14 protein-coding genes are annotated in these 12,374 nt (G+C 57.4%); all 14 read right to left on the reverse strand.

Annotated elements, in window-relative coordinates; translation table 11 throughout:
• Positions 1-3: 3 nt before the first annotated feature.
• Positions 4-771 carry a TIGR02186 family protein gene (locus ALB80_RS10855; RefSeq protein ID WP_050604084.1) on the reverse strand — a complete coding sequence of 256 codons (768 nt, stop codon included), beginning with the start codon at positions 769-771 and terminating at the stop codon, positions 4-6.
• 2 nt (positions 772-773) lie between these two features.
• Positions 774-1,694, reverse strand: a complete 921-nt coding sequence (locus ALB80_RS10860) for a sulfite exporter TauE/SafE family protein (RefSeq protein WP_050604085.1) — start codon at positions 1,692-1,694, stop codon at positions 774-776.
• Between the two features lie 90 nt (positions 1,695-1,784).
• Positions 1,785-2,708: a sulfite exporter TauE/SafE family protein gene (locus ALB80_RS10865; protein WP_050604086.1), complete on the reverse strand. Its 924-nt coding sequence runs from the start codon at positions 2,706-2,708 to the stop codon at positions 1,785-1,787.
• A gap of 90 nt (positions 2,709-2,798) precedes the next feature.
• Entirely contained in the window at positions 2,799-3,767 is a 969-nt protein-coding gene (locus ALB80_RS10870; RefSeq protein ID WP_050604087.1) for an ABC transporter permease, read from the reverse strand.
• Positions 3,767-4,861 carry an ABC transporter permease gene (locus tag ALB80_RS10875; protein WP_050604088.1) on the reverse strand — a complete coding sequence of 365 codons (1,095 nt, stop codon included), beginning with the start codon at positions 4,859-4,861 and terminating at the stop codon, positions 3,767-3,769. The genes ALB80_RS10870 and ALB80_RS10875 overlap by 1 nt, the downstream gene beginning before the upstream one ends.
• A gap of 1 nt (position 4,862) precedes the next feature.
• On the reverse strand, positions 4,863-6,392 hold the full coding sequence (locus tag ALB80_RS10880; RefSeq protein ID WP_050604089.1) for an ABC transporter ATP-binding protein: 1,530 nt from the start codon (positions 6,390-6,392) through the stop codon (positions 4,863-4,865).
• An 86-nt stretch (positions 6,393-6,478) separates the two neighbouring features.
• On the reverse strand, positions 6,479-7,477 hold the full coding sequence (locus tag ALB80_RS10885) for a BMP family protein (RefSeq protein WP_050604090.1): 999 nt from the start codon (positions 7,475-7,477) through the stop codon (positions 6,479-6,481).
• A gap of 157 nt (positions 7,478-7,634) precedes the next feature.
• Positions 7,635-8,048 (reverse strand): GNAT family N-acetyltransferase, encoded by a 414-nt coding sequence (locus ALB80_RS10890; RefSeq protein WP_083445268.1) that lies wholly within the window; start codon positions 8,046-8,048, stop codon positions 7,635-7,637.
• Positions 8,045-8,635 carry a tRNA (adenosine(37)-N6)-threonylcarbamoyltransferase complex dimerization subunit type 1 TsaB gene (tsaB, locus tag ALB80_RS10895; protein ID WP_050604091.1) on the reverse strand — a complete coding sequence of 197 codons (591 nt, stop codon included), beginning with the start codon at positions 8,633-8,635 and terminating at the stop codon, positions 8,045-8,047. The genes ALB80_RS10890 and tsaB overlap by 4 nt, the downstream gene beginning before the upstream one ends.
• Entirely contained in the window at positions 8,625-9,188 is a 564-nt protein-coding gene (locus ALB80_RS10900) for a NifU family protein (protein WP_050604092.1), read from the reverse strand. The genes tsaB and ALB80_RS10900 overlap by 11 nt, the downstream gene beginning before the upstream one ends.
• Before the next feature lie 69 nt (positions 9,189-9,257).
• Positions 9,258-9,851, reverse strand: coding sequence for a 2-hydroxychromene-2-carboxylate isomerase (locus ALB80_RS10905; protein ID WP_050604093.1), 594 nt, complete (start codon positions 9,849-9,851; stop codon positions 9,258-9,260).
• A gap of 9 nt (positions 9,852-9,860) precedes the next feature.
• Positions 9,861-10,316 carry a universal stress protein gene (locus ALB80_RS10910; protein ID WP_050604094.1) on the reverse strand — a complete coding sequence of 152 codons (456 nt, stop codon included), beginning with the start codon at positions 10,314-10,316 and terminating at the stop codon, positions 9,861-9,863.
• Positions 10,317-10,393: 77 nt separating this feature from the next.
• Positions 10,394-11,257 (reverse strand): branched-chain amino acid aminotransferase, encoded by an 864-nt coding sequence (locus ALB80_RS10915; protein ID WP_050604095.1) that lies wholly within the window; start codon positions 11,255-11,257, stop codon positions 10,394-10,396.
• Between the two features lie 59 nt (positions 11,258-11,316).
• Entirely contained in the window at positions 11,317-12,345 is a 1,029-nt protein-coding gene (gene trpS, locus ALB80_RS10920; protein ID WP_050604096.1) for a tryptophan--tRNA ligase, read from the reverse strand.
• Between the last annotated feature and the right edge of the window lie 29 nt (positions 12,346-12,374).

Here is a 12,374-nt window from a genome sequence, read left to right on the forward strand (position 1 = left end):
CCGTTACTTGTCGCGCAACAGACGGAAAGCCGTCGAAGCGCCCCAACCTGCCGCAATCGCGATAACCAGCGACATCAAACCGTACCAGACGGGTTGCTGGCGCGACATGTTGTACAGGAACCGTTCCAGGCCGACTTTGCGGACATCAATGGTCGTCTCGTATTGCGAAACCACCTCTCCACTGCGGGTCAGGAAAATACGGGCAGTATAGTCCCCCTCAGTCAGGTCGGCGGGCATGTCGATTGAGGTGCGGAACAGGGTTTGTTCGTCCACAGCCACCGTGGCTTCGCGAATGGAATAGAGGTTTTCATCTTCGCGGATGCGAACCACAGCATCTGCGAAATCCTGCGCTCCGCGGATATGCATCGCAGCACCAACAGAGCGGATCGCACGTTCGATCGACACGCGATAGCGCAGATCTTCAGTGTCAGTCAGAATGTCATCCAAAGGTCCGCTGGTGGCGACGGCATAGAAACTGGGCGCAAGGTCGACAAGGACACTGTCGGTGTTGACCCAGATCCCCAGCTTTCGTTCCTTGCGGCGCACGGTGACCGGCTCAGAAGGACCGGCGACCGCGACGATGACCTCGACGGGTGGGCCGGGCGGAATAGGGGTTTCCCGTTTGATGGCCCCGAAAATGAGAAGCTCGGAGCCGTCAAAGGTCGCCGTGATCGCAACCCGATCCTGGCTAAGACCCAGAACAACCTGTTCTTCCGCTGCAGATACGGGCAGGCACAACAGACAAAAAGCGGCAATGAGTGAACGCAGCATCCTCAGTGTCCTCCCCCGTTTCCAAGTGAGTAAAGCTCGGCAGGCTGCAAAAGCAGATCAAGAGCCAGCTTGCCACAAACCACCAGAACCAGAGCAGCCAGCAGAACGCGCAGCTGTTCCGCCGGCATCCGCGCGCCAATCACGGTACCGATCTGCGCACCAATTACGCCGCCGACCAACAACAATACGGCCAGAACAACGTCGACCGTGTAGTTGGTTGTGGCATGAAGCATCGTGGTGAAGGCTGTCACGAAGATGATTTGAAACAGGGATGTGCCAACAACAACCTTTGTAGGCATGCCCAGCAGATAGATCATGGCTGGAACCATGATGAAGCCGCCACCAACACCCATGATTGCCGACAAGACGCCGACGCAAAGCCCAACCAAAACAGGCGGAATGACCGAGATGTAAAGACCTGATGTGCGGAACCGCATCTTGAAGGGCAGGGCGTGAATCCAGCCGCGCTGACGGCGTTTGGCAGGGGCGGCTCCACCCCTTTTGGCCTTGCGCAGTGCCCTGAGGCTTTCGACGAACATCAGGCTGCCGATGACGCCAAGGAAAACCACGTAACACAGCATAACCAGCAGATCGACCTGACCCAGACTTTTGAGGTAGTTGAAAACAACCACACCCAAAGCAGCGCCTATAAGGCCCCCGACCAGCAGCACCGTTCCCATCTTGAGGTCCACGGTTTTTCGTCGGAAATGCGCCAGAACACCGGAAAAGGACGACGCCACAATCTGGTTGGCCTCGGTCGCAACGGCCACAGCCGGGGGGATGCCGATGAAGAACAGAAGCGGCGTCATGAGAAAACCGCCGCCGACTCCGAACATCCCGGACAGAACGCCAACCATCCCACCCAGACCAAGCAGGAGGAATGCATTCACCGATACTTCGGCTATGGGCAGGTATATATACATGGTACCGTCACTCTGCGTTTTTCTTCGCGTTGTCGCCTATTGAAGTTGAATAAAAAAGAGGTAGTTGCCGCGCGATGCGTTTTGTCACGGTCAAACCCCTCCGGGCTCGGTGAGCGAGAAGACCTCATCCGGATGCACAAGCAGGTCAAAGCCGATCTTGATAGCAACGCTCATGACAAGAAGCGCCAGCAGAATGCGCAACTGCTCAGCCCGCAAGCGGGCACCAATCATCGTTCCGAACTGCGCGCCCAGAACACCACCCAGCAACAATAGAACGGCCAGGATGATATCGACGCTGAAGTTGGTCGAGGCGTGGATCATCGTGGTGAACCCGGCCACAAAAATGATCTGAAACAAGGATGTTCCGATGACCACTTTTGTCGGGATGCCAAGCACGTAGATCATCGCGGGTACCATGATGAACCCGCCACCCACACCCATGATCGCCGACAGAATACCGACGCCGAACCCGACCAACACTGGCGGGATGACCGAGATGTATAGGCTGGAGGCCCGAAACCGTGTTTTGAACGGCAACGCATGTATCCAATTGCGCTGGCGTCGTTTGGGAGCGGGGTTTCTGCCTGCCTGTTTGGCGCGACGGATGGCGGACAAGCTTTCGATGAACATCAAAGTGCCGATGACGCCAAGAAAGAAGACGTAACACAACTGTACGGCCAAATCGACCTGACCCAGATGTTTCAGGAAATTGAAGGCCACCATACCCAATCCTGCACCAAACACTCCGCCGATCAGCAGCACCGTTCCCATCTTCAGATCTACGGTTTTGCGTTTCAGATGCGCCATCAATCCCGAGAAAGAGGATGCAACGACCTGATTGGCCGAGGTCGCCACCGCAACCGCAGGGGGAACGCCAATGAAAAACAGAAGCGGTGTTATCAGAAACCCGCCACCTACGCCGAACATGCCCGACAAAACACCCACAAGCCCACCGATCCCCAACAGCAGGAATGGGCTGACAGACACTTCGGCTATGGGCAGGTAGACGTGCATACCCCCTTAGAGCGGGTGCGGCATACAAAATCAACTCTGCATGCCGCTCTGCAGCGAACAGGATTTAAATTTGTCCCGGAACTGGACTTATCAGCGTTCCTTTACATAGGGCTCGCCACCCGCACGTGGCGGTACGGCCTTACCGACGAAGCCAGCCAGAATCACCACCGTCAGGATATAGGGCAAGGCGTCCATCATCTGCACCGGGATCACGATCCCGCCCAGATCGATATTCTGGAACCGCAGCGCAACGGCCTGCAACAGGCCAAACAGTAGGCAAGCCCACATGGCGTGCCAAGGGCGCCATTTGGCAAAGATCAGCGCGGCCAGCGCGATGAACCCGCGACCGGCGGTCATTTCCTTGACGAACCCAGCTTGCAAGGCAGTGGCCAGATAAGCGCCTGCGATGCCGCACAAAACGCCACAGATGGCGACTGCGGCAAAACGCAGACCAACCACGGATACACCTGCTGTATCCACTGCCGCGGGGTTTTCCCCCACGGCCCGCAGGCGCAGGCCGAACCGGGTGCGATACAAAACCCACCACGTTGCTGGAACCATCAGAAACGCCACATAGACCAGGATCGAATGACCCGAGAGCAACTCGGAATAAATCGGGCCGAAAATGGGTACACCACTGAGCGATTCAGCAAACGGGAAATTAATGGGTTCAAACCGCCCGCCGCCAAAAAGGGATGGTGTGCGACCGCCTTGCTGGAACCAGCTTTGGGCGATCAAAACGGTCAGCCCCGAGGCGAGAAAGTTGATGGCCACACCCGAGATCAGCTGATTGCCTCGGAATGTGATCGACGCCAGCCCGTGCAGGCCCGACAGCAACATCGAGGACGCGATACCGGCCAGCAACCCCAGCCAAACAGATCCCGTGACGGCTGCGATGGCTGCCGAAAAGAAAGCCGCCATCAGCATTTTACCTTCGAGGCCGATGTCAAAGATACCTGCGCGTTCCGAAAAGAGACCAGCCAGACACGCCAGAAGCAGGGGCGTGGACAGGCGGATCGTCGAATCCAGAACCTGGATGAGGGTAACGAAAAATTCCATCACTCAGCCCTCTTCCGCATACCAAGGAACAGTTTTTCAAGCGGCATCCGCACCATGTTGTCCAGTGCACCGGTGAACAGAATGACTAAAGCCTGAATGACCACGATCAGCTCACGCGGGATTTGGGTCCAAAGCGCCAGTTCCGCGCCGCCCTGATAGAGAAACCCGAACAACAGTGCCGCAAGGAAAACCCCAAACGGGTGCGACCGGCCCATCAGCGCGACGGCGATACCGATAAAACCAGCGCCTTCGGTTGGGTTCAGCACCAGACGTTCAGCCTCGCCCATGACGTTGTTGATGGCCATCATGCCCGCCAATCCACCCGAAATCAGCATCGCAATGATCGTGATCCGTACAGGCGAAATGCCGGCATAAACGGCGCCAGTTTCAGAATGTCCGTAGGCCCGAATTTCATAGCCCAGTCGCGTCCGCCAGATCAGGGCCCAAACCACAAAGCAAGCCAGAACTGCCACAAAGAAAGAGATGTTTGCAGGAGCGCCCCGGAATACAACATTGTCTGCGGTCGAGAACATCGACTGAAAACTCGGCAAGTGCGTGGCTTCGGGGAAGCGCGCCGTTGCAGGGTCCTGCGAGCCGGCCGGTTTCATTATATTCACCAGCATGTAGTTCAGGAAGGCGGCGGCGATGAAGTTGAACATGATCGTGGTGATCACGATATGGCTGCCACGCTTGGCTTGCAGATAGGCTGGGATTGCAGCCCAGGCCGCACCAAATAAGGCCGAGGCGGCGCAGGCGGCGAGCAAAGCAATGCTCCAGTGCGGCCATGGGACCGAAAGACAGATGATCGCGACACCCAGCCCGCCCAGCATGGCCTGACCTTCGCCACCGATGTTGAACAGCCGGGCGTGAAAGGCGACGGCGACCGCAAGGCCCGTGAACATGAAATTGGTCGCGTAGTAGAGCGTATAGCCCCAACCATAGGTCGACCCCAGCGCGCCGGTCACCATCAGCTTCACAGCGTCGATCGGGTTCTCGCCGATGGCCAGAATCACAAGCGCCGATAAAATGGCCGCCAGAAGCAAACTGATCAGAGGGATCAGGATTACATCGGCCCATTTAGGCATTTTTTCCATGTTACGCGGCCTCCCCCGCAACACCGGCCATCAACAGGCCCAGTTCTTTTTCATCTGTTTCGTGAGGCAGGCGTTCGCCCATGATGTGACCGTCGAACATCACCGCAATCCGGTCGGATAGCGAGAAGATCTCTTCCAGTTCGACCGAGACAAGCAGGATCGCTTTGCCCTGATCCCGCAGCGCGACGATTTGCTTGTGAATGAACTCAATCGCACCGATGTCCACGCCGCGGGTCGGTTGTCCGACCAGCAGAAGGTCCGGGTTCCGCTCAATCTCGCGCGCGACGACGATCTTCTGTTGGTTGCCGCCCGAAAAGCTCTTGGCGGCCAGCCATGCGTCGGGCGGACGGACGTCGAATTTCTCGATTTTGGCTTCGGTATCGGCGCGCAGGGCAGCATTGTCCATGAAGATGCCACGTTGGTAGGCCGGGTCGCGGTGATAGCCGAAGGCCACATTCTCCCAAGCGTGGAAATCCATAATCAGGCCCTCGCGCTGCCGATCTTCCGGCACATGCGCGATATGCTGGGCACGGCGGGCCTGCCCGTCCGATCCTGCGCCGCTCAGCGCCAGAGTCTGGCCGTTCAGTTTGATCGTGCCCTGACCCGGGCGCATACCGCCCAGAACCTCAAGCAACTCTGACTGACCGTTCCCGGCGACACCAGCAATGCCAACGATTTCACCGGCACGCACTGTCAGGTCGATACCTTTGACCCGTTCCACACCCGCCGCATCGAAAACGCTCAGTTTTTCAATTTCAAGGATGGGTTTGCCGGGTTTTGCGGGCACCTTGTCGACCTGCAACAGAACCTTGCGACCTACCATCAGCTCGGCCAGCTCTTCGGGGCTGGTCTCGGACGTTTTGACAGTCGCTGTCATCTGCCCCCGCCGCATGACCGAAACGGTGTCAGTGTTTTCCATGATCTCGCGCAGCTTGTGCGTGATCACGATGATCGTTTTCCCCTCGGCCCGCAGACGATCGAGAATGCGGAACAACTGATCGGCTTCAGCCGGGGTCAGCACGCCAGTGGGTTCGTCCAGAATCAGAATCTCGGCCTTGCGATACAGCGCTTTCAGGATCTCGACCCGCTGCTGCATCCCCACGCCAATCTCATCGATACGCTTGTCGGGATCAACGAACAGTTCGTATTCTTCCTCAAGCTCTTTGAGCTCTTTACGGGCTTTGGACAAAGACGGCGCCAGCAGCCCGCCATCTTCGGCACCCAGAACGATGTTTTCCAGAACGGTAAAATTCTCCACCAGCTTGAAGTGCTGGAACACCATCCCGATGCCCGAGGCGATGGCTGCCTGGCTATCGGGGATATCGGTCTTGGTGCCGTTAATCCAGATTTCACCTTTGTCGGCTTTGTAGAAGCCGAAGAGGATGCTCATCAACGTAGATTTACCCGCACCGTTTTCACCGATGATCCCATGGATCGTCCCGGGGGCGACGCTGATGGAAATGTCTTTGTTGGCCTGAACCGGCCCAAAGGCTTTGGAAATCCCTTTGAGCTCAATGGCGGGGACGGTCATGTCTTGTCCTCAATTGCCGAAGGGGCCGCGCAGACGGCGCGGCAGAGTAGAGGCGAGGCGGAGGAAACCCCCGCCCCGCGTGTGTCTTAGAACTGCAGTGCCGGGCAGCTGTCGTTCTCGTAGTAGCTGACAACGTTGATATCACCGTTGATGATACCCTTGCGGGCTTCGTCCACAGCATCGCTCATGCGAACCGAAACAAGCTCTTTGTTGTTTTCGTCCATGGCGACGCCAACACCGTCGTCGGCCAGACCCATTACGAAGACACCGGTTTCGACGCCGTCACCCGCTTTCATCGCTTCATACACGGCTACGTCCACACGTTTCAGCATTGAAGTCAGCACTTTGCCGGGATGCAGGTGATTCTGGTTGCTGTCGACACCGATCGACAGGATGCCTTCGTCAGCTGCGGTCTGCAGAACGCCAACGCCAGTTCCGCCTGCCGCGGCATAAATCACGTCAGCGCCTTGGCTGATCTGTGCTTTGGTAAGCTCGGAACCTTTTACAGGATCGTTCCATGCAGCTGGGGTCGTTCCGGTCATGTTGGCAATTACGTTAACATCCGGGTTAACGGCCTTGGCACCCTGTGCATAACCGCAACCAAAGTGACGGATAAGCGGTACGTCCATGCCTCCGATGAAACCAACCGTGCCAGATTCGGACGCCATGGCCGCCATCATTCCAACAAGATACGAGCCCTCATGTTCGGCAAAGCCGACCTGACGCAGGTTCGGCGCGTCCAGCCAAGTCACATCAACAACAACAAATTTGGTGTCGGGATAGTCCGGTGCGACCGTGCTGAGAGGGTCTGCCATGGCAAATCCCATGGTGATGATCGGGTTCGCGCCTGCTTCGGCAAAACGGCGGAGGGCCTGCTCGCGCTGGGCTTCCGATTGCAGTTCAATCTCGCGGTACTTCCCGCCCGTTTCGTTCGCCCAACGTTGTGCACCGTTATGCGCGGCTTCGTTGAACGATTTGTCGAACTTGCCGCCCAGATCAAAGATCAGCGCCGGTTCGGCCAGTGCGGCACCTGCGGTCAGCGCGACCGCAGCGGCAGCACCCATCAAGGATTTCATCAGGGTCATTTCAGTCTCCCAGTTTTATGTTGGCACGGGTTTAGATTAGTCCCGTTTACCCACTTTTAGCGAGCATAACTGTTGTGATGGCGGGTATTAAGAGGGTTTGCAACCGTCGGGGTCAATTGATTTCTGACCAAATGGTCTAAAAAATCACTGATTTCCGTTACGGCAAGCTGCGTTCCATTACGAGTGCGTCGATTTTCGGGCCGAATTCCCGCGCATAGTAGTCTTTTCGCAGGCCGCATTGATAATATTCACAGCGTTGGTACAGCTTGATGGCCGCCATATTGTCTGCCGCGACGTCCAGAAATGCCCGACTCGCCTTCATAGCGACGGCTTGTTCGTGCCAATGGCGCATGATGTTAAGCGCCAGACCTTGCCGTTGCATTGAGGGGTGAGTCGCAATCGTCAACAGTTCGGCCTCACCCGCGATCACCTGGACCAGGGCGAAGCAGTTTGAATCCCCAACATAATAGGCGAACGGGTTCACAAGCAGGCTGGCAAATTCGCTGGTAGACCACGGGCGCGATTGCGTGAAGGCTGCGGCATGAGTCGATGCCATCTCGTGCGGGGTCATTCGTCCAACAGGACCGGGGGCACATCGCGCGACGGGGCGGCATCTGCGGGTCTGACATACAGAGGTGCTGGTGATGCGCTGACATCGTGCCACCGTTCGGCGGTCAGTCGGGCAATGGCGCGGGCCTGTTTTTCTGGATCGGTGCAGGAAAACAAAGGTCCGAGCGACTCGGCTTCAACCCTTTGCATCAGACGTGGATCGAAGCCAGGGACCTGCACATAAACCTGATCACGCGGGGCAGGAATACAGGGAAGCTGGTCCGCATTGATTAGTTCCGTCAAAGCATCGAACCCTGAAACGCCCACGGCCGGAACGCCGAGACCCAACGAAAGCCCGCGTGCGGCAGAGACCGAGATTCGAATGCCTGTGAAATTTCCTGGGCCGATGCCCACACCGATTGCATCCAAGTCCGCCCATACGCAATCGGCCTGGGCAAGCACGTCTTCGAGCAGCGGTACAAGGCGCTCGGCTTGCCCGCGTGACATTGCTTCGGCCCGAGATGCAACGATTTCGCGGCCACGCAGCAAAGCGGCCGCGCAATGCGCGGCCGATGTATCAAATGCCAGAATCGTCGGGTCAGACGGCAACAGGGCGAACCTCGGTCACTTCTGGGATGTAGTGGCGCAGCAGGTTTTCGATACCCATCTTCAGGGTCAGCGTCGAAGACGGGCAGCCTGCGCAGGCCCCCTGCATGTGCAGGTACACGACGCCCCGATCAAACCCGTGGAACGTGATGTCACCGCCATCTTGTGCCACTGCAGGGCGTACTCGACTGTCCAGCAAGTCTTTGATCTGGTTGACGATATCAGCATCTTCTCCGGTGTGTTCGGCATGGCCCGAGGCCGCGACGGCATCTGCGCCCATGACTGGTTGACCGGATTGATAATGCTCCATCACCGCGCCCAGAATGGCCGGTTTGATGTGATCCCATTGAACGTCATCGGATTTGGTTACAGTGACAAAATCATTGCCAAAGAACACACCGGTGACGCCATTGACGGCAAAGATTCGATTGGCCAACGGGGACTTCTCGCCCGCTTCTGCCGTAGGAAAATCGGCGGTTCCAGCCTCAAGCACCGTTTGGCCGGGCAAGAATTTCAACGTGGCCGGGTTTGGGGTGGATTCGGTCTGGATGAACATGAGGCAGCTCCGTCTGATGTGCCTTTGATATGCGCGCAGGGGCGCGGGAAGTCAAGATTTGGAACTATTCTAAATTGTAGCCGCGTGATCCAGGGCTGCGTCCAGCCGATCATCACCCCAATACAATTCATCTCCGGCTAAAAAACTGGGTGCTCCGAACAGATCAAGCTCTTTGACGCGCGCCGATTGCGCAAACAGGGCTGCCTTGATGTCCGCGTCTTGTGTGCGGTTCAGTATGTTAAGCGGCAGACCCGCCGTTTCCAGGCACCTCTTCAACACATCCTTTTCCGAGATATCCTGGCCTTGCCCAAACTCTGCCCGATAGACAGCCCGCACAAATGCGGCCCTTTCGGAGTGCTGTTCGATGGCCAGTGTCAGGCGCGCCGCTGTCAGGGAGTTTTGTGGAAATGGGTCGGGTCGCACAAAGGGCAGCCCCCGTGCCGCGCAAAGGCGTTCCATGTCACGCCACATGTAACGGCCTTTGGCTGGATAGATGTTGAACGGTGAGTTGCGCCATCCCTGATCCGCGAAAACCGGCCCAAGCAAGAAAGGATGCCATTCGACGGAAACACCCTTTTCCTGCGCGGCATCTTCGATCCGCATCGCACTGAGATAGGAATAGGTCGAGGCGAATTCGAACCAGAACTGTATCGTCTTCGCCATCCTCGGTCCTCAGGTAATTTCTTCCAGCTTCTCTTTGCTCAGATCGCCGGGCACGATCGTGATCGGGATTGGCAGGCTGCCCGAGTTCTTCGTTAACTGAGTCACCAGTGGGCCGGGGCCCTTCTTGTCGGTACCCGCCCCAAGCACAAGCACGCCGATCTCGGGGTCTGACTGCACATGTTCTATGATTTGCGACACCGGATCACCTTCGCGAATGGCCAGCTCAGGTTCGATGTTTTGTTTGTCGCGCATCCATTTTGCAAAAACCTCGAAATGGGCATGGATACGCTCGCGTGCTTCTTCACGCATGGTTTCAGCCACACCAATCCAGTGGTTGAACTCATCTGGCGGGATCACCGACAGGATCGTCACTCCGCCACCTGTGTGTGCGGCGCGCATCGCGGCAAATCGCATCGCATTCAGACATTCGCGGCTGTCATCCAGAATAACTAGAAACTTACGCATGGGTGTCCTCTTCAAGTTTCAGGGATCATGCCCCAGAGGTTGCGCGCTGGCAACTCGGACACGTCCAAAGCGACAGGCTAGCGTTCGCTTGCAGCCCAGTCCCAATAAAGTGTGCGGGCCCGGCGGGCAATAGGGCCAACCTGAAATTGCGTATCGTCCAGAGCGGTGACAGGCGTGACCTTGTTCATGTTGCCGGACATGAACACTTCGTCGGCCTCGTGAAAACCCTCAAAGCTCAGAACCGTCTCGTGAATCGTCACACCATCCTCGCGCAGATTCTTGATATGCCGCGCCCGCGTGATCCCTGCCAGGAAAGTGCCGTTCGGGGCAGGCGTAAACACTTCGCCGTCCCTGACCATGAAGATGTTGGCTGTTGCGGTCTCGGCCACATTTCCCATCGCATCAGCGACCAGAGCGTTCGAGAACCCTTTTGATCGCGCCTCTTGCAGCATGCGTGCGTTGTTGGGGTACAGGCAACCGGCCTTGGCATTTACGACCGAACTTTCCAGCACAGGACGGCGGAATCGTGTCGTTGTCAGTGTGACCGAGGCGGTTTCCGGCGCCATCGGTATCTCTTCCAGACAAATGGCAAAACCCGTGCTGTTTTCCTGCGGAACGATCGCGGTTTGGTCCCCGTCGATCCCCCAATACATCGGGCGGATGTAGACGGCTGTGTCCGGGCTGTAGGCCTGCAATCCTTCGTGCACCAGTTCAACCATCTGTTCCGTCGAAAAGGTAGGGGTCAGCATCAAGGCTTCGGCGGACCGGTTCACCCGTGCGCAATGCGCGTGCAAGTCGGGCGCAAGGCCGTCGAAATAACGTGCGCCGTCAAAGACGGACGACCCCAGCCAGGCACCATGATCAGCTGCGCGCATGATTGGCGCGTTGCCCTCATGCCATTGCCCTTCAAAATAGGTCCGGATGTTCTTGCCGGTTGCCATGACGCCCTCCTCTTATTCAGGCAAACCCTAGGAGGGCGTCAGGCGAAGGTCCAGCCCAATCAGCGCGTTGCTGATCCAACCATACCCACGATTTCGTAGGTCTTTTGCAGGACCGGGGCTGCGATCTCGCGCGCGCGTTCAGCCCCACGGGCCAGAATCCGGTCAATCTCGGCCTGATCTGCCATCAAACGAGACATCTCGGTCGAAATCGGAGCCAGTTTCGCCACTGCCAGATCGGCCAGCATCGGTTTGAAGTCACCAAACTGCTTGCTGCCTACCTCTGACAGAACCTGTTCTACGCTCTGATCGTTCAGGGCTGCGTAGATATTGACTAGATTGCGCGCCTCGGGTCGGTCCTCCAACCCTTCGGTATCCGACGGCAGCGCATCGGGGTCAGTCTTGGCTTTGCGGATTTTCTTGGCAATCGTGTCTGCGTCGTCGGTCAGGTTGATGCGACTCATGTCCGAAGGGTCGGATTTCGACATCTTCTTTGATCCGTCCCGCAAGCTCATGACGCGGGTTGCCGCGCCTTCGATCACCGGCTCGGTCACAGGGAAGAAATCGACGCCAAAATCGTTGTTGAATTTGATCGCAATGTCGCGCGTCAACTCAAGGTGCTGTTTCTGATCCTCACCGACCGGCACGTGTGTCGCGTGATAGATCAGAATGTCAGCTGCCATCAGGGACGGATAGGCAAAAAGTCCCAGAGACGCGTTCTGCTGGTTCTTGCCTGCCTTGTCCTTCCACTGGGTCATCCGCTGCATCCAGCCCATGCGGGCGACACAGTTGAAAACCCACGCCAATTGCGCATGTTCGGGTACTTGGCTTTGGTTGAACAGGATCGATTGTTCGGGGTCGATGCCCGCCGCGATGAAACCTGCGCACAACTCACGTGTATTGTGGGACAGCGCTGCGGGATCCTGCCATGTGGTGATCGCATGCAGATCGACCATGCAATAGATGGTTTCGAACTCTGTACCCTGCATATCCACAAAGCGCTTCATCGCGCCCAGATAGTTGCCCAGGGTCAGCCCACCAGAAGGCTGGATGCCGGAAAACACGCGCGGCGTGAACTGGGTCTCGGTCATCGAAGGGAACTCCCGTCTGGAAAAATCAG

Source organism: Ruegeria sp. 6PALISEP08 (genome assembly GCF_001238295.1).
Taxonomy (GTDB): domain Bacteria; phylum Pseudomonadota; class Alphaproteobacteria; order Rhodobacterales; family Rhodobacteraceae; genus Ruegeria.

What these genes read in the sequence shown, in the direction of transcription:
- ALB80_RS10855 (WP_050604084.1), bottom strand. Translation starts at nt 771, where the DNA reads ATGCTGCGTTCACTCATTGCCGCTTTTTGTCTGTTGTGCCTGCCCGTA.
- ALB80_RS10860 (WP_050604085.1), bottom strand. Translation starts at nt 1,694, where the DNA reads ATGTATATATACCTGCCCATAGCCGAAGTATCGGTGAATGCATTCCTC.
- ALB80_RS10865 (WP_050604086.1), bottom strand. Translation starts at nt 2,708, where the DNA reads ATGCACGTCTACCTGCCCATAGCCGAAGTGTCTGTCAGCCCATTCCTG.
- ALB80_RS10870 (WP_050604087.1), bottom strand. Translation starts at nt 3,767, where the DNA reads ATGGAATTTTTCGTTACCCTCATCCAGGTTCTGGATTCGACGATCCGC.
- ALB80_RS10875 (WP_050604088.1), bottom strand. Translation starts at nt 4,861, where the DNA reads ATGGAAAAAATGCCTAAATGGGCCGATGTAATCCTGATCCCTCTGATC.
- ALB80_RS10880 (WP_050604089.1), bottom strand. Translation starts at nt 6,392, where the DNA reads ATGACCGTCCCCGCCATTGAGCTCAAAGGGATTTCCAAAGCCTTTGGG.
- ALB80_RS10885 (WP_050604090.1), bottom strand. Translation starts at nt 7,477, where the DNA reads ATGACCCTGATGAAATCCTTGATGGGTGCTGCCGCTGCGGTCGCGCTG.
- ALB80_RS10890 (WP_083445268.1), bottom strand. Translation starts at nt 8,048, where the DNA reads ATGACCCCGCACGAGATGGCATCGACTCATGCCGCAGCCTTCACGCAA.
- ALB80_RS10900 (WP_050604092.1), bottom strand. Translation starts at nt 9,188, where the DNA reads ATGTTCATCCAGACCGAATCCACCCCAAACCCGGCCACGTTGAAATTC.
- ALB80_RS10905 (WP_050604093.1), bottom strand. Translation starts at nt 9,851, where the DNA reads ATGGCGAAGACGATACAGTTCTGGTTCGAATTCGCCTCGACCTATTCC.
- ALB80_RS10910 (WP_050604094.1), bottom strand. Translation starts at nt 10,316, where the DNA reads ATGCGTAAGTTTCTAGTTATTCTGGATGACAGCCGCGAATGTCTGAAT.
- ALB80_RS10915 (WP_050604095.1), bottom strand. Translation starts at nt 11,257, where the DNA reads ATGGCAACCGGCAAGAACATCCGGACCTATTTTGAAGGGCAATGGCAT.
- trpS (WP_050604096.1), bottom strand. Translation starts at nt 12,345, where the DNA reads ATGACCGAGACCCAGTTCACGCCGCGCGTGTTTTCCGGCATCCAGCCT.